The 16,073-nt window shown below is 60.8% G+C and carries 10 protein-coding genes; 1 reads left to right on the top strand and 9 read right to left on the bottom strand.

What is annotated here, in order from left to right; genetic code table 11:
• The 9 genes from AABA48_RS14795 to dnaA all read right to left on the bottom strand — a co-directional run bounded on the left by AABA48_RS14795 (nucleotide 1) and on the right by dnaA (nucleotide 15,584).
• Entirely contained in the window at nucleotides 1–1,551 is a 1,551-nt protein-coding gene (locus AABA48_RS14795) for a hybrid sensor histidine kinase/response regulator (protein ID WP_286351092.1), read from the bottom strand.
• A complete protein-coding gene (locus tag AABA48_RS14790) occupies nucleotides 1,548–3,836 on the bottom strand; it encodes an ATP-binding protein (RefSeq protein WP_286351091.1) in 2,289 nt (762 codons plus the stop codon). Before AABA48_RS14790 ends, AABA48_RS14795 begins: the two co-directional genes overlap by 4 nt.
• Nucleotides 3,837–3,932: 96 nt before the next feature.
• Complete coding sequence (locus tag AABA48_RS14785) at nucleotides 3,933–4,940, bottom strand: NAD(P)H-dependent glycerol-3-phosphate dehydrogenase (RefSeq protein WP_286351090.1); 1,008 nt, start codon at nucleotides 4,938–4,940, stop codon at nucleotides 3,933–3,935.
• Nucleotides 4,941–4,984: 44 nt separating this feature from the next.
• On the bottom strand, nucleotides 4,985–6,553 hold the full coding sequence (locus AABA48_RS14780; protein WP_338270695.1) for a HEAT repeat domain-containing protein: 1,569 nt from the start codon (nucleotides 6,551–6,553) through the stop codon (nucleotides 4,985–4,987).
• 71 nt (nucleotides 6,554–6,624) lie between these two features.
• Nucleotides 6,625–9,198, bottom strand: coding sequence for a DNA gyrase subunit A (gyrA, locus tag AABA48_RS14775; protein ID WP_286351088.1), 2,574 nt, complete (start codon nucleotides 9,196–9,198; stop codon nucleotides 6,625–6,627).
• Nucleotides 9,199–9,325: 127 nt separating this feature from the next.
• Nucleotides 9,326–11,713, bottom strand: a complete 2,388-nt coding sequence (gene gyrB / locus AABA48_RS14770) for a DNA topoisomerase (ATP-hydrolyzing) subunit B (protein WP_286351087.1) — start codon at nucleotides 11,711–11,713, stop codon at nucleotides 9,326–9,328.
• Between the two features lie 10 nt (nucleotides 11,714–11,723).
• Nucleotides 11,724–12,821, bottom strand: a complete 1,098-nt coding sequence (gene recF / locus AABA48_RS14765; protein WP_286352542.1) for a DNA replication/repair protein RecF — start codon at nucleotides 12,819–12,821, stop codon at nucleotides 11,724–11,726.
• An 80-nt stretch (nucleotides 12,822–12,901) separates the two neighbouring features.
• Nucleotides 12,902–14,020: a DNA polymerase III subunit beta gene (dnaN, locus tag AABA48_RS14760; protein ID WP_286351086.1), complete on the bottom strand. Its 1,119-nt coding sequence runs from the start codon at nucleotides 14,018–14,020 to the stop codon at nucleotides 12,902–12,904.
• 226 nt (nucleotides 14,021–14,246) lie between these two features.
• On the bottom strand, nucleotides 14,247–15,584 hold the full coding sequence (dnaA, locus tag AABA48_RS14755; protein WP_286351085.1) for a chromosomal replication initiator protein DnaA: 1,338 nt from the start codon (nucleotides 15,582–15,584) through the stop codon (nucleotides 14,247–14,249).
• Between the two features lie 337 nt (nucleotides 15,585–15,921).
• On the opposite strand from dnaA, the gene rpmH reads away from it, so the two are divergent.
• Nucleotides 15,922–16,071 carry a 50S ribosomal protein L34 gene (gene rpmH / locus AABA48_RS14750; protein ID WP_010944078.1) on the top strand — a complete coding sequence of 50 codons (150 nt, stop codon included), beginning with the start codon at nucleotides 15,922–15,924 and terminating at the stop codon, nucleotides 16,069–16,071.
• Nucleotides 16,072–16,073: the final 2 nt, after the last annotated feature.

Here is a 16,073-nt window from a genome sequence, read left to right as displayed (position 1 = left end):
TTATCCTCTCGCCGCCAGGCACTCTTCGTCCATGACGGGGAAGAGCAGGTGGAACGAGCTGCCTTCCCCTTCGACGCTCTCCGCCCAGATAAAGCCGTGGTGCGCGTCCATCACCTTGCGGCAGAAGGCAAGGCCGAGCCCGGTGCCGGTCGATTTACCCAACCTGCGGTTGCGGGCCTGGACAAAGCGATCAAAAATGCTGACGAGGGAGTCGGCCGGGATGCCGACCCCCGTGTCCCGCACCGTGATGAGCAGATGGGGGTTCAGCGGCGGCAACGGCACATCGGGGTAACTTTCCCGGGGAATGCGGCCCGCAAGTTCCACCGGGTCGTTCAGAAGCCGGGCGCTCACCTCGATCTCTCCCCCCTCTTCGGTAAACTTGATGGCATTGGCAATGAGATTGCCCATGAGTCTGGCGAACTGGTTGCGATCCAGCGACAGGGCCAGGGGATAGTCGGGAAGCGTCAGAACCAGGGCAATGCCCGCCCGTCGGGACACTGAGTCGAAACGCCCCAGGGTCCGGGCCATGAGCGGTCCCAGGTCTTCACGCCGGGCAGCCATGACCATTCGCCCCGCCTCGAACCGGTGGACGTCGAGCAGCGTGTCGATCATGTCCACCATCTCGGCACAGCTTTCCATGGCCGAATCCAGGTAGGAGCGCTGCTCGGCGTTGACCGGGCCGATTCGCCCCTCCCGCACCAGATCGATGGAGCCGACCACGGCGGTGATGGGGGTCTTCAGGTCGTGGGAGAGCATGGAGACAAAATCCTCGCGCTCCCGTTCAAGGGCCTTGAGGGTGGAGATGTCCCGGATGATTTCCACGCATCCCATCATTTCCCCGTCAGCTCCCTTGAGGGGAGTTGCGCTGGACAGGACCGGGATCATGCCGCCGCCCGCCTCCACGGCATAGGTCACGTCGAGGCAGGGATCGCCGGTGGCCAACACCACGCGGCAGGGGAGCCGCTCCGCCGGCATATCGGTTTTCAGGAGCAGCTCCACCGGCTGGTTCTGCACTCCGCCGGCCGCAATGCCGAAGCGTTCCTCGGCCGCCCGGTTGATGGTAATGATCCGCCCATCGCGGTCCACCGCCACGAGAAGGTCCGCCATCCCCCGGAGGATCGCCCCCATCTTCCGCCGCTCCCCGTCGAGCACCCGCTGCAGCCGCTCGTTTTCAAGCCTGGTCCGGTTGAACTGGATGGCGCGTTCCACCCGCTTTTTCATGTCATCGGAGGAAAAGGGCTTGGAAATGTAATCCACCGCTCCCTTTTTCATCGCCTCAACAGCAATGTCCTCGCTCCCGTGGGCGGTCATCATGATCACCACCAGTTCGGGCCACCGGTCCCGGATTCGCTCCAGGACCTCGATCCCGTCCATGCGCGGCATGCGGATGTCGAGCAACACCAGATCGAAGCCCTCCCGTTCGAGAGCGTCCAGTGCCTCGATCCCGTCCCGCGCCCGCATGGTCCGATAGCCGGCATCCTCCAGTTGCAGCTTGAGGATGAGGGCGATATCCGCTTCGTCGTCGACGATGAATACCTTGTAGCCGCTCATGGCTCTCCCTCGTGGATGGGAACGGTGAAGGTGAACACGTTGCCTCCGCCGATTCCTTCAGAGTAGAAAATCCTGCCGTGGTGCCGTTCGACGATCTCCTTACAGATGGCAAGCCCCAGGCCGGTGCCGCCATGCTGCCGCCGGTCGCCGCTGTCAATCTGCTGAAACCTCTTGAAGAGTTTCCCCCGGTCGGCCCACTGGATCTCGCGTCCGCGGTCCATGACCGACACGGCGACAAAGTTGTCGCTCTGCTCGGCAGAGATGGTTACCACTGCTCCCCGTGGTGAAAATTTCACTGCGTTCGCAATGAGGTTGGTCAGAACCTGCCCCAGCCGGTCACCGTCGCCGTATATGGCGGGCAGATGGGCCGACACCTCGTTGACGACCGTTACGCCGTGCTCCCGCGCAAATCCCTCCAGTTCCCGCACCGACCACTCCACCAGCTCAGCCGGCGAGTGGGGCGCAAGGGCAAACTCCATCTTGCCCGATTCGATCTTGGCAATATCGAGGATGTCGTTGACCAGCCTGATGAGCCGCTCGGTGTTGCGGAGGCAGACTCCGAGGAGTTCCTTTTCCACATCGGCGAAGCCCCTGCTCTTGTCCACGATCAGCTGGAGCGAGCCCTTGATGGAGGTGAGGGGGGTCTTGAGCTCGTGGGAGACGGTGGAAATGAACTCGGTCTTCATCCGGTCCACCTCCTCCTCGGCGGTCACGTCGCGGACGGACATGACCACGCCGGCAAAATGCCCATCCCCGTCGACCAGGGGCGCCAGGGTGACCTTGAGCTTTTTCCCCCGGGCGTCCAGATCGACTTCCCTGACCGTTGCCTTGTCACGGTTTTCCCCCATGGAGGTGATGTGCTCCACAAGCCGGCAGAATTCCCCCTGGTTGCAAATGTCCAGAATAGGCTGACCGACCACGCGGTGGGGCACCATCTCGAAAAGCTGCTGGGCCGCCGGATTGAACAGGATGACGCGCCCGTCCCGGTCGGTCACCGCGATCCCCTCTGCCATGCTGGTAAGGATCGCCTCGAGCCGTCCCATTTCCACCTGCAATGCGGCGGTCCGCTCCTCCACCCGTCGCTCCAGGAATTCGTTCATGTCCGTGAGCTTGAGGTTGAGGTTCTCCAGGTCGTGGGCCTTGGTCCGGATGGTTCGGTCACGCTCGTCAATGGCTGCGGCCATCCGGTTGAATGCCTCGGCCAGCTCTCCGATCTCGTCGGAGGTAGTGACCGCGACCCGCTGCTGCAGTTCCCCTTCCTCGATGCGTCGAACCCCGTCCGCAAGTTCGCGAACAGGTTTCGTCAGCCTGAGCGATACCCAGTAGGCGGTGACAAAGGACAACACGAGACCCAGGATCGCCGACGCCACGATATTGCCCAGGCTTCCCTGCAGAACCCCCTTGTAGTCGTCGCGGGAAAGGGCCACAATCAGGGCCCCGACGAAATCGCCCCTGCTATTGGTAAGGGGATCGAAGGCCGCAGTGAAGACCTTGCCGCCGATCTCCGCATCGCCCCTGAACGGGAGACCCTGCCTGAGGCCCCCCAGAATCCGCGCAGGAATTGCCTGGGGTCCGCTTTTTCCGAAACTGTCGGGGGGGATGATCTCCTTGTGGGTGATGGCCACAAACACCTGCCTGCCGAAAACTTCCTGGACCTGCGACGGGATCCTGGTGTCGGTATCGAGGATGTCTCCGGCCACGAAGGCACCGACCGTGGCCCCCCTGGTGTCCACGACCGGCACCACCACCGTTTGCATCATGACCTCGCCTGTGTTCCCGGCGCCCCCCCCGCGACAGTAGTTAACCAGCCCCTCGCTGCAGAGGAACTCGGACGTCACGAGTTCCGTCGAGACGATGGGATGCCTCTCCCTGAGGGCACGCTCCACGACCGGCGTCAACTCAAACGTTCTGTCCATGCGGTACTGGTTCCCGCCGGCGATGACCGTACCCCGTGAATCGACAAACACGATCAGTTCCACGAAGGGGAGGATCGTCATCCAGCGGCGGGCGGCATCCCGCAGCCAGAGGCTGTCGCGGGCGACCATGCGTTCGCGGACGGGTGGCGCGGAGGCCGGATGCATGAGAGAATACTGGATCTGCTCGGCCCGATTTGTGTACTGGTCCTTGGCATACCGGACCTGTTCGGCCAGTTTGCGGGACAGTTCTCCCTCGAGGGAAGAATCGACGGTTCTAATGGTGATAACGACGAGAAAGGAATAGGAAACGAGAAGAATGAGCAGGATGGCGAGAAAAATTTTTGTACGGATCGCGAGCAACGATTTCATTGCAATCCCTTCAGCGAGGCCGTCTCCGGTCTCTTTCGGGCACGGATACACGAACGGTACTACTCAGTGTAAAGGGGCGGCGATGCCCCAAGCCAGTTACCAGCGCTCCGCCTTGAGATCGCGGGTCATCAGTTCCATCACCGCCTGGCGGGCGGGCTTGTCCTCGTGGAGCACCTGGTAGACCTTCTCGGTTATCGGCATCTCGACCCCTGTCCGGCGGGCAAGCCGGTACGCCGACTCGGCGGTTTTCACCCCCTCCGCCACCATGCGCATCTCTCCCAGGATATCAGCCAGCTTCATCCCCTGGCCCAGTTTCATGCCAACGGTCCGGTTGCGCGAAAGGTCTCCGGTGCACGTGAGAACCAGATCGCCCATGCCGGCAAGACCCGCAAAAGTTTCCGCCTGAGCCCCCATGGAGAGCCCGAGGCGGGTCATCTCTGCCAGGCCTCGGGTGATCAGGGCCGCACGGGTATTGTGTCCGAGGCCCAGACCGTCCGAGATCCCGGCCGCCACGGCAATGACGTTCTTGAGGGCGCCGCCGATCTCCACTCCCACCACGTCGGTATTAGTGTAGACCCGGAAGGACGGTGTGGTGAAGAGACGCTGCACTGCCGCAGCCACAGCAGGGTCGCCCGAAGCCGTCACCACCGCCGTCGGCATCTCCAGGGAGACTTCGCGGGCAAAGCTCGGTCCGGACAGGACGCTGAAACCCCGGGCGACCTCCGGCGGCAGGACCGCCGCGCAGACCTGGTCCATGGTCATGAGGGTGTCAAGCTCTATCCCCTTGGATGCGTTCACCAGCACCACGCCGGGACGCAGCAGCGGCGCCAGTTGCGCCAGCACTCCGCGCATCACCTGGGAGGGCGAAACGAGAACCAGAAAATCCTTCCGGGTGGCCGCCTCCTCCAGGGAGTTGGTGAACGAAAGGCCGGGAGCGAGTTCGATGCCGGGGAGAAAAAGGGAGTTGACCCGCGTCGCTCTCATCTCTTCCACCAACTCGGCCTCATAGGCCCAGAGCGTTACGTCAAGCCCCTTTCGGGCCAGCAGATTCGCCAGCGTCGTTCCCCAGCTTCCCGCTCCGATCACTCCAATACGTTCACTCATGTCCGCCACTCCCAACCGATGATGTGCCCCTGCGCCAAGCTCCACTAGTCCCACTCCCCTTCATACTCCTCGTCCCGCCGCGTAGGTGGGAACTCGTATCCCTCGGCCCGGGCCTCCCTGACCATCTCGATCAGGTCCAGCAGCCAGCGCCTGATGAACGGCTGGCGGTGGAGCGGGACCAGTTCCTCCCGGATGCTCCGGGCTGCTGCCAGGCTCTGCTCCACCAGCGAGCGCTCCCGGCCGCTGCGCACCATCAGATCGGCGGCAAGCAAGATGCGCCGGACAAGCCGCTCCCGGCGCGGCGCCACATAACGCCGGCACCAGCTTTCCAGGAACCGGTCAACCGCGGCTTCATCCCCCCGGCCGAAGGGATCCCCCTCCAGCCGGTCCAGATCATCGGCAAGAAGCCGGACCCGCTCGTTGAAGATGAACCACCCGTCGAAAAACCAATCCCGAATGAGATCGTCTCCCACCGCGACCCGGGAAGGGGTGCAGGCCTTCGCGACCTCATCCTCCCCGAAGGGGGGCTCATAGACGACCGGCGTCAGATCTACCTCCGCAAAGATCGAACGGCGGACGTAAAACTCGGGGGGCAGGTAAAATCCGCTCCCGACGCTCCTCTGGATCGCGTCCCGCACCAGCAGCACCGCAAAGGCGGGATCCACCGCCACAAGGGTGTCCTCCACATGGTGTTCCCGCAGCAGATCCTGGAATCCCTCGGGGGAGAGGCCGCTCCATCCCCAGGCATCGCGCATCCCCTCGCTCTCATGAAGTTCCATGAACAGGGTATCGATAATGCCGGGGCCTGTCCAGCGAGCGACCATCACGCATGAGTAACCGGACGCATCAGCGGTTCCGGTAAAGGCTGCCTCAAAGGGAAGAGGAGCAGGAATTTCACCCGCCGGCACGAACCCCAGAAAAGCAAGCCGGCGCAGACTCCGCTCAGCCGGGGCCCGGTAAGCGTCCGGCGCTGCGGCGAGAAAATCCCGCAGCAGATCGGCGGCCTCCGGATACCGGATGCGGCCGAGGGTCTCAATGACCGTCGGCAGGGTCTCGGGCTCATCAAAGCCCAGCAGGACCCGGAAGAGTTCCACGACCCTCCGGTCGTCGACGAACGGCAGCTCACGCACCACGGCCTGCTGGGCCTCGGGCGTGTAGGTGACAAGCCCCTCCATGAACGTGATGAGCCCCCGCTCGCCCCGGTCCAGAAGCCGCGGAAGAGTGAGGCGCAAGCCTCCCGGCCGATCCGTGATCGGTGCGAAGAGGGGCGAGGAAACGTCCACGCCGTACTCGTTCAAGATGGACAGAAGGGCCGATTTCCCCTCATCGTCCAGGTCGCGGCGGGCAAGGGTAATGGCCACGAGCTGGTCGAGCCAGGCGTCATCCTCGAAGAATTCCAGCAGCGCCGCGTAGCGGGCGATCATCTCCGGGTCCGTTTCGCGGCGCAGGCACCGGAAGAGAGGGGAAAGGGCCCGGCGTCCCTCCTTACGGAGCGAGGAGCCGATCTCGTCCATCTCGGCGGGGGACAGATCCTCTTTTTTAAGGCGCTCCAGAAGGTCGAGAATATCGCGACGCTCCCGCAGGCTCATGTCAATGGTGCGGTGACGTTCCATAACGGGGGACCTGGGGCCGGGAACCGGGGACCGGAATAAACAATCCGGTTACGGATCGCGGCCCGTCGCGGCTACTCCTCCACGACCTCCGCTTCGGGGAGATCATCGCCTCCGTCGGTGCCGTCGTCCCCTTCATCCTTCTCAGCCAGCTTGGCCACGGCCACGATCCGCTCGTGCTGCTCAGCGGTCATGAGCCTCACCCCCTGGGTGTTGCGGCCGATGACCGAGAACTGGGCCACCGGGATCCGGAGAATCTTCCCCTGGTCGGTAATAAGCATCAGATCGTTTTCGTCGGTCACCTGCATGATGTCCACCACGCAGCCGTTGCGCTCGGTGGTCTTGATGGTGATGATCCCTTTGCCGCTGCGGGACTGGACCCGGTACTCATCCAGTTCGGTCCGCTTGCCGAAGCCGTTCTCGGTAACGGTGAAAATGGTGGAGCCGGTGGCGTTGGGATTGATGATCTCCATGCCGATCACCACGTCGTCGTCCTCCAGGGACATTCCCCGCACTCCGCGGGAGACCCGTCCCATGGGACGGGCGTCGTCCTCGTGAAAGCGGATTGACTTGCCGTTCTTCGAGGCCAGGAGCACGTCCTGCTTGCCGTCGGTCAAAGCCACGGCGATCAGCTTGTCCCCATCGTCCAGATTCACGGCAATGATCCCGCCGCTGCGGATGTTGGCATATTCCCGCAGGGGACTCTTCTTCACCACCCCGAGCCGGGTTGCCATGATGATATTGCGGTCGTCGTCGAATCCCTTCACCGAGAGAATGGCGGTGATCTGCTCATTCTCCTGAAGGTTCAGAAGGTTGACAATGGCCTTGCCACGGGTGGCCCGGCCCCCTTCGGGGATCTCGTAGACCTTGATCTGGTAGACCTTGCCGGCGTCGGTGAAAAAGAGCATGAAGTCCTTGCTGGAGGCGACGAAGAGGTGCTCGACGAAATCCTCCTCCTTGGTCTTCATGCCGGTCTTCCCCTTGCCCCCCCGGCGCTGGGAGCGGTACTGGGAAACTGCGGTCCGCTTGATGTAGCCGGTGTGGGAGACGGTGACCACCACGTCCTCCTCGACAATGGTGTCCTCCAGGGAGATCTCGGCGCTCCGGTCCACGATCTCGGTGCGGCGCTCGTCGCCGAACTTCTCCTTCAGCTCCCGCAGCTCACCCACGATGATCTTGAGGATCTCCGCCTCGGAGGCGAGGATTTCCTTGAGCCGGGCGATGTATTTGAGGATGTCGTCGTACTCCTGGAGGATCTTGTCCCGCTCCAGGCCTGTCAGGCGGTGGAGCCGCAGGTTCAGGATCTCCTGGGCCTGGACCTCGGTGAGCCGGACCGGTTTCTGGTACTGGCTGTGGATGGCCGGCAGCGGGAGCCCCATCTTCCGCAGCCACTCCTCGTCGGAGAAGAGGCCCGACATGAGCCCTTCCTTGGCCTCGGCCGGGGTCTTGGACCCGCGGATCAGCTCGATGACCGCGTCGAGCCAGTCCAGGGCGATCTTGTACCCTTCCAGGATGTGGGCCCTGGCCTCGGCCTTCTTGAGATCAAAGATGGTGCGCCGGGTGACGATCTCCCGCCGGTGGTCGATGAAGTGGCCGATGGCATCCCGAAGCGTCAGGACCCGCGGCCGTCCCGCCACAATGGCGAGCATGTTGATGCCGAAGGAGGTCTGCATCTGGGTCTGCTTGTAGAGGTGATTCAGGATCACCTGGGGATTCTCGTCCCGCTTGAGATCAATGACGATCCGCATCCCGTCCCGGTCGGACTCGTCGCGGATGTCGCTGATCCCCTCCAGCTTCTTCTCCCGCACCAGTTCGGCGATCTTGGTGATGAGGTTCGCCTTGTTCACCTGATAGGGGATCTCGGTGACGATGATGGACTGGCGCTCGGTCTTCTTGTGGGTCTCGATGGAGGCCCGGGCCCGCATCTGGACGATGCCGCGGCCGGTCCGGTACCCCTGGAGGATTCCCTCCCGGCCGTAGATGAACCCGCCGGTGGGGAAATCGGGGCCGGGGATGAGGGCCAGGAGCTCCTCGAAGCTGATATTCGGATTCTCAATGGTGGCGATAATCCCGTTGATGACCTCCGTAAGGTTGTGGGGAGGTATGTTGGTGGCCATGCCGACGGCGATGCCGGAGGAGCCGTTCACCAGGAGGTTCGGGAACTTGGAGGGAAGCACCAGGGGCTCCGTGAGGGAGCCGTCGTAGTTGGGCCCCAGGTCCACGGTCTCCTTCTCCAGGTCGTTCAGGAGCTCGTGGGCCAACTGCTCCATCCGGATCTCGGTGTACCGCATGGCCGCCGGCGAGTCGCCGTCCACGGAGCCGAAGTTCCCCTGGCCGTCCACCAGTGGATAGCGGAGGGAGAAGTCCTGGGCCATCCGGACGATGGTATCGTAGGCCGCCGCGTCGCCGTGGGGGTGATACTTACCGATCACGTCCCCGACCACCCGGGCCGATTTCTTGTAGGGCTTGTTGTAATCATTGCCCATGTCGTACATAGCGTAGAGGCAGCGGCGGTGCACCGGCTTGAGCCCGTCCCGCACATCGGGGAGGGCCCGGCCGATGATGACGCTCATGGCATAGTCCATGTACGAGCGCTTCATCTCGTCTTCGATGTTGACGGCTGTCTTGTTCAGGGATTGTTCAAGCATTCATAAACCTCTTTATTTCCAAATACATGTAGGGTCGAGACGATGCCTCGCCCGATAACGGCATGGCACCCGTAGGGGTGTGATTCATTGCACCCGGGCGCGATGAATCACACCCCCACATAATCGTCTAAATGTCCAAATTCGACACGTTCAGGGCGTTCTGCTCGATGAAGTCCCGGCGGGGCTCCACCTGGTCCCCCATGAGGATGGTGAATATGGTGTCTGCCTCGATGGCGTCCTCAATCTTCACCTGGAGCAGGGTCCGGTTGACGGGCTCCATGGTGGTTTCCCAGAGCTGCTCCGGGTTCATCTCGCCGAGACCCTTGTAGCGCTGGATGGAGAGCCCCTTCTTGGCGCTGTCCATGAAGAAGGAGAGGAGGTCGAGCCCGATGGTGGTCGCGAAGAGTTCCTTACCCTCGCTGGAGACCACGGCCCGGCCGTCGCCGAAGATATCCCTGACCTTTCGGTAGCTCTCCACCAGGAGCCCGTACTCGTAGGAACCGATGAGGTCGAGCGTATGCTGATCCAGGGCGATCCGGAGGTTGCCGAGCCGCACGATGACCCGCCCGTCGTCCAAGGGGCTGAAATCGCCGCCGTCATAGACCCGGGAGATGTTCGTCAGGAACGGCACCAACTGCTCCATGTCCTCAATCCCCCCCTTGACGCCGAGCCGCAGGAATACCCGTATGAGCTCCTCGTTGATCCCCTTGCGCACTACCTTATCCAGGATGGTCCGATACTCCACCAACTGCTTGAGGATCGGGATGATCTGCTTGCCGCTGTAGGTCTTCTCGCCGCTCTCCAGAAAAAGGAGCATGTCCTCGGTCCCCTCCTCAAGGAGGTAGGCCTGCATGGCCGCCTCATTGCGGAGATAGAGCTCCTTGCGCCCTCGCTTCACCTTATAGAGGGGGGGCTGGGCGATGTAGAGGTGCCCCCGCTCCACCACCTCCGGCATCTGCCGGAAGAAGAAGGTGAGCAGCAGCGTCAGGATGTGGGAGCCGTCCACGTCGGCGTCGGTCATGACGATGATCCGGTGGTAGCGGAGCTTGGCGATGTCGAAGTCGTCTTTCCCGATACCGGTGCCGAGCGCCGTGATAAGGGTCCCGATCTCCTGGGAGGAAAGCATCTTGTCGAACCGGGCCTTCTCCACGTTGAGGATCTTTCCTTTCAGCGGCAGAATGGCCTGGAATTTCCGGTCGCGCCCCTGTTTGGCGGAACCGCCGGCGGAGTCGCCCTCCACCAGGTAGAGTTCGCACAGGGCCGGATCCCGCTCTTGGCAGTCGGCCAGTTTGCCCGGAAGGTTGGAGATGTCCAGAGCACCCTTGCGCCGGGTCAGTTCCCGCGCCTTGCGGGCCGCTTCCCGGGCCCGGGCCGCCTCGATGGATTTGCCGATGATGTCTTTGGCGATCTTCGGGTTCTCTTCCAGAAAGACCGCCAGTTTCTCGTTCATGAGGGATTCCACGTATCCCTTCACCTCCGAGTTCCCCAGCTTGGTCTTGGTCTGCCCCTCGAACTGTGGTTGGGGAATCTTGACCGAGATGACCGCCGTGAGACCCTCTCGCAGATCCTCGCCGGAGATGGCAACCTTCTCCTTTTTGAGGAGTTCGTTGGCGGCGGCATAGGTGTTCATGGTCCGGGTGAGGGCCGCCCGGAACCCCACCAGGTGGGTTCCACCCTCGTGGGTGTTGATGTTGTTGGCAAAAGAGAAAACCTTTTCGTCATAGGAATCGTTGTACTGGAGGGCCACCTCCATCTCGACTCCTGCCTTTTCACCCTTGAAGTAGATCGGCTTCGGGTGGAGGGCGGTCCGGTTGCGGTTCAGGTACTCCACAAAGGAGACGATGCCTCCTTCGTAGTGAAAGTCGTGGTGCTTTCCCTCCTCCCGTTCGTCGGTGATGGTGATCCGGACCCCGGCGTTGAGGAACGCCAGCTCCCGGAGCCGCTGGGAAAGAACGTCGAAGGAAAACTCCGTGGTCTCGAAGATGGTATCGTCGGGGAGGAAGGTTATTTTGGTCCCACGCTTTTTCGTTTCCCCCATCACTTCGAGGGGAGTCTGGGGGTCGCCGCAGGCGTAGGACTGGCGGTACACCTTCCCGTCCCGGCGAATCTCCAGCTCCAGCTTCCTGGACAGGGCGTTTACGACAGAGACCCCGACCCCGTGGAGCCCGCCGGAGACCTTGTAGGAGGTGTTGTCGAACTTGCCGCCGGCATGGAGGACCGTGAGGGCCACCTCCGCCGCCGGCTTCCCCTCCGTGGGGTGGATGTCGGTAGGAATGCCGCGGCCATTGTCCACCACCGTCAGGGAACCATCCAGATGGATGGTGACGTTCACCTCGTTGCAGTAGCCGGCCAGGGCCTCGTCAATGGAGTTGTCCACGATCTCGTAGACCAGGTGGTGGAGCCCCTGGGCCGCGGTGGAGCCGATGTACATGGCGGGGCGCTTGCGTACCGCCTCGAGCCCCTCCAGGACCTTGATCTTGTCCGCGCCGTAGTCGTTAGTCTGTTGATCAGCCATACTTCTCCCTCTATGAAGGCGTCACCGTTCCACGTGAAACGCGGAACGACGCGTGGGTGTCGATCCCCTCCAGGCGGAGGGTCGAGATATCAGTGGTGGTGATGAAGACCTGCATCCGTTTTCTCCGGAGAAAGGTCATCAGGTTCGCGTTGCGCTCGGGATCCAGTTCCGAGGAGATGTCGTCCAACAGAAGCACCGGCGGCGCACCGTTGAGCCGCTCCAGGTACTCGATCTCGGCCATTTTTACTGCCAGGACAAAGCTCCGCTGCTCCCCTTGGGAGCCGTGGTGTCGGATGACCCGGCCATTCAGGACGAAATCCACGTCGTCCCGGTGGGGGCCTACGCCAGTGGCCCCCCGGCGCAGTTCCTCGGCCTCATGGGCCGCCATGATATCCCGGAGGGCCGCTGCACAATCGCGCTCATCCTCGACGGGCCCCAGTCCGTGGCAGCGATAGGCAAGTCCCACATCCTGGCCCGCACCGGCAATATCCCGGTAAAACTGCCGCACCAGCGGCTCTATCTGAGAAAGATAGACCCTTCGCCTTACCATGAGCCGGGCTCCGGCCTCGGCAAGCTGGATTGTCCAGACATCCAATCCGTCCCGTTCGCCCCGTCTCAGCAGAGCATTACGCTGCTTGAGCAGCCGATGGTACTCATGGTGGAGGAGCAGGTACCCCAAGTCGCCGTTGAATATGGCCCGGTCCAGGTAGCGGCGTCTGAGTTCGGGGCCTCCGCGGGCCATGCCAATTTCCTCGGGTGAAAATACCACTGCGTTCACGGCGCCGAAAAAATCCGCCAGCTTGGTGACCGGTTTCCGGTCAATGCGGGCCTTGCGTCCCTCTCGGCCGAGATAGATAGCTATCTCACGTCTGACCCCCGCCTTGTCGATATCGCCACGTACCAGCGAGTGGGGGGCGTTCCAGGCGATGAGATCATGGGCCTTGGCCATCCGGAACGATTTCATGGTCCCCAAGAGGTAAATGGCCTCCAAAACCGAGGTTTTCCCCTGTCCATTGGCGCCGTGCAGGACGTTGAACCGCCGATCGAATGAGATTTCCACATGATCGATATTGCGAAAGGCGCTGATGGCAATTGCGTTCAGGTGCATGAATGACCGGCCTGCAAGAAACGGCAAAGGCCTCTCCCGGGGAGCGGCCTTTGCCTGTTCGTCTCGAAAGTACCCTCTCCCTACAAACGCATGGGCATGATTACCGCCGTGAAATCGTCGCCGTCAGCCGGCCTTACGATGGCCGGAGAAAGCTCGTCCTTCAGGTGGAGTGCCACGCTGCTCTCATCCAGCACTGCCAGCACATCGATGAGGTACTTGGCGTTGAAGCGGATGGAGATGGCATCCCCGGCAAATACGGCGTCCAGCTCCTCGGACGCCTCGCCCAGTTCCGGGTTGCTGGAGGAGATCACCATGCCGCTTTCCTGGATATCCATCTTGATACCCTTGAACTTCTCGCTGGAAAGGATGGACATCCTGCGCAGCGAATGGAAGAACGGATCCCGCGCCACGGTGACGATCCGGTCATTGGCCACCGGCACCACCCTGGTGTAGTCGGGGAACTCTCCGTCCACCAGCCGCATCACCACGACGGTGTTTCCCTTAACGAGCACGGCGCTGTTATCCATGAAGCCCAGGGAAAGCTGGGTCGACTCCTCCTCGCACATCTTTTTCAGCTCGAAGATACCTTTCTTGGGAAAGATGACTCCCTTGGCCATCTCGGGGCTCACGGCACCGTTGAATTCCCTCTGGGTGATGGAGAGCCGGTGACCGTCGGTGGCAACCATGCGAAGTATCGAGCGGCCATCTTCCTCGGACGCCTTCACGAAGGTACCGTTCAGATTGTACTTGGTCTCATCGAAGCAGATGGCATAGGAGGTTTTCTCGATCATGTCGGCCAGCAGGCCGCTTTCGATCCTGATGAAGCTCTCTTCATTGACCTTGGGGAAATAGGGGAACTCCTCGGAGGAAAGGCCGACAATAGTGAACTTGGCCTTGCCGCAGCGGATCTCCACATAGTCGTTCGCCTTGGTCAGAAATGATATGGTCTCATCGGGAAGCTCCTTGACTATTTCATAGAGCTTCTTGGCCGATACGGTGATTTTGCCCTGACCCGCAACCGTTGTGGGGTAGGAGCTCTTCATGCCGACTTCCAGGTCGGTGGCGGTAAGTTCGATCCGGTCTTCCAGTGCCTCGATGAGGACGTTGGAGAGGATCGGCATGGTGTTGCGCTTTTCGACGATCCCCTGGATCTTCTGGAGAGCCCGCGAGAAGGTGTCCCTGTCAATCGTGAATTCCATTGCTCCTCCTTTTCAACAGGTCATCATGGTTATGGTGATGTTTTCTTTAAGAATCAGTAGAAGCAGTAGGGGCTGTGGATATGGGGATAATCGCTCAACACCCCTTTGCAGCTCGTTTTTTTCAGTATGCCGTCCTGTGGGCACGGCGTGGGTTATCCACGGACGTGCTCGGACAGGGACAACGGCATGTCGATAACCGTTCCTCTGTCCACAGGGTTGTTGCCACTCAGCTCAACAGCCCCTTTCTCAGGGTATCAATGGTATTCCTGAGCTCGTAATCCTGGCTGAGGAGCTTTTCCACCTTTTTCACCGAGTGGATGATGGTTGAATGATCTTTGCCGCCGAACCGTTCACCGATCTCAGGATATGACGACTTGGTAAGATCACGGCACAGGAAGATGGCGATCTGGCGTGGTATCACCAGCGCCTTGAGTCGTTTGTCCGACTTGAGATCAGCCACCTTGAGGCCGAAGTGTTCGGCCACGAATTTCTGGATCATCTCCACCGTTATTTCCTTGGACTTGTCCACAATAATGTCCTTGAGGACTTCCCGGGCCATGTCGAGGGTGATGTTCTTGCCGGTCAGGCTCGAAACGGCACCGAGCCTGATGAGCATTCCTTCCAGTTCCCGTACGTTGGTGGTTGAGCTGGATGCCAGAAACAGGGCCACGTCGTCGGGGAGCGAGATATGGTCCGCATCCGCCTTCTTGCGCAGGATCGCTACCTTGGTTTCCGTGTCGGGCGCCTGGATATCGGCGATGAGGCCCCACTCGAAACGTGAGCGCAGGCGCTCTTCCAGGCCGGGAATATCCTTGGGGAACTTGTCGGACGTCACCACGATCTGCTTGTGCGATTCGTAGAGAGAGTTGAAGGTGTGGAAAAACTCCTCCTGGGTCCGTTCCTTGCCGGCGATAAACTGAATGTCGTCGATGAGAAGAATGTCCATCTTGCGGAACTTGTTCCTGAACTGATCCATCTTCTGGTATCGCAGGCAGTTGATGAGTTCGTTCATGAATTTTTCCGACGTGTAGAAACAGATCCGTGCCTTGCGGTTCGCCGACAGTACATGGTTGCCGATTGCGTTGAGGAGGTGGGTTTTACCCAGCCCAACGCCACCGTATATGAAAAGGGGATTGTACTTGCCGGCCGGGCTGTTCGCCACCGACTGGGCCGCCGCGTGGGCGAACTGGTTGCTGCCGCCGCAGACGAACGTGTCGAAGGTGTACTTGGGGTTCAGGTTGGTCGAGTGATCGGGCCCCGAACAGATTTCCGGTTCCGCGGCAGTGACTTGAGGGGCCTCAGGCTGTTTAGGTTTTTCCGGCTTGGGCTTTGCGATCAGAAGTTCGATCTTGGTCTGGGAATCGGTAAGCGATTGAACCGATTCGAGAATCATGGGAAGATAGTTTTCGCTTACCCGGTCCCTGACGAACTGGTTCGGGGCTTCCAGCAGCAGCACGTTCTTCTTGGATCCGAGATACTTGATCGGTTCGATCCAGGTGTTAAAGGTCTGATGTGTGAGAACCTTAGCGAGATTGGATTGTGCCTGGAGCCAAACTTCTTCCATAAACCAGACCTTCTCGGGAAACGCGAAGCTCAGTCGCTCAGAACCCGTACTCGCCGGGAGATAGTGAAACTTATTAGTTATACACAGGCTTTTCAACAACTGTTGATAACTAAATAACTACGAAAAACCGGGGGGTTGTAACGTGAAATGGTGGCTTTTACAGCCATTTCGGCAGTCTTGGGAAGATGCAGACTAGCAGACGGTGGTCCAATTTGCAAGGTCAATTTATTGCGGGGTAAGTAAATAAACTCTTGACATATAAGGGTCTCTGTGGTTAAAAGTATCCTCTTTGCAATCCCCGAGAACACCCTCGATTTTCACTGTACGGAGAGAACCCATGAAGAGGACTTATCAACCGAGTAATACGTCGCGCAAGCGCACCCACGGCTTTCTCGTACGCATGGCAACCAAAAACGGCCGTCTGGTCATCAAGCGTCGCCGTGCCAAGGGGCGGAAGAGACTTTCGGTTTCCATCGCCGGCAAGTAGGA

It is taken from the genome of Geobacter sp. 60473 (assembly GCF_036323535.1).
Taxonomy (GTDB): domain Bacteria; phylum Desulfobacterota; class Desulfuromonadia; order Geobacterales; family Geobacteraceae; genus Geobacter; species Geobacter sulfurreducens.
Note: the sequence above shows the minus strand (reverse complement) of the source record. Positions and strands in the feature narration are given on the sequence as shown.

What these genes read in the sequence shown, in the direction of transcription:
- AABA48_RS14795 (WP_286351092.1), bottom strand. Translation starts at nt 1,551, where the DNA reads ATGAGCGGCTACAAGGTATTCATCGTCGACGACGAAGCGGATATCGCC.
- AABA48_RS14790 (WP_286351091.1), bottom strand. Translation starts at nt 3,836, where the DNA reads ATGAAATCGTTGCTCGCGATCCGTACAAAAATTTTTCTCGCCATCCTG.
- AABA48_RS14785 (WP_286351090.1), bottom strand. Translation starts at nt 4,940, where the DNA reads ATGAGTGAACGTATTGGAGTGATCGGAGCGGGAAGCTGGGGAACGACG.
- AABA48_RS14780 (WP_338270695.1), bottom strand. Translation starts at nt 6,553, where the DNA reads ATGGAACGTCACCGCACCATTGACATGAGCCTGCGGGAGCGTCGCGAT.
- gyrA (WP_286351088.1), bottom strand. Translation starts at nt 9,198, where the DNA reads ATGCTTGAACAATCCCTGAACAAGACAGCCGTCAACATCGAAGACGAG.
- gyrB (WP_286351087.1), bottom strand. Translation starts at nt 11,713, where the DNA reads ATGGCTGATCAACAGACTAACGACTACGGCGCGGACAAGATCAAGGTC.
- recF (WP_286352542.1), bottom strand. Translation starts at nt 12,821, where the DNA reads ATGCACCTGAACGCAATTGCCATCAGCGCCTTTCGCAATATCGATCAT.
- dnaN (WP_286351086.1), bottom strand. Translation starts at nt 14,020, where the DNA reads ATGGAATTCACGATTGACAGGGACACCTTCTCGCGGGCTCTCCAGAAG.
- dnaA (WP_286351085.1), bottom strand. Translation starts at nt 15,584, where the DNA reads ATGGAAGAAGTTTGGCTCCAGGCACAATCCAATCTCGCTAAGGTTCTC.
- rpmH (WP_010944078.1), top strand. Translation starts at nt 15,922, where the DNA reads ATGAAGAGGACTTATCAACCGAGTAATACGTCGCGCAAGCGCACCCAC.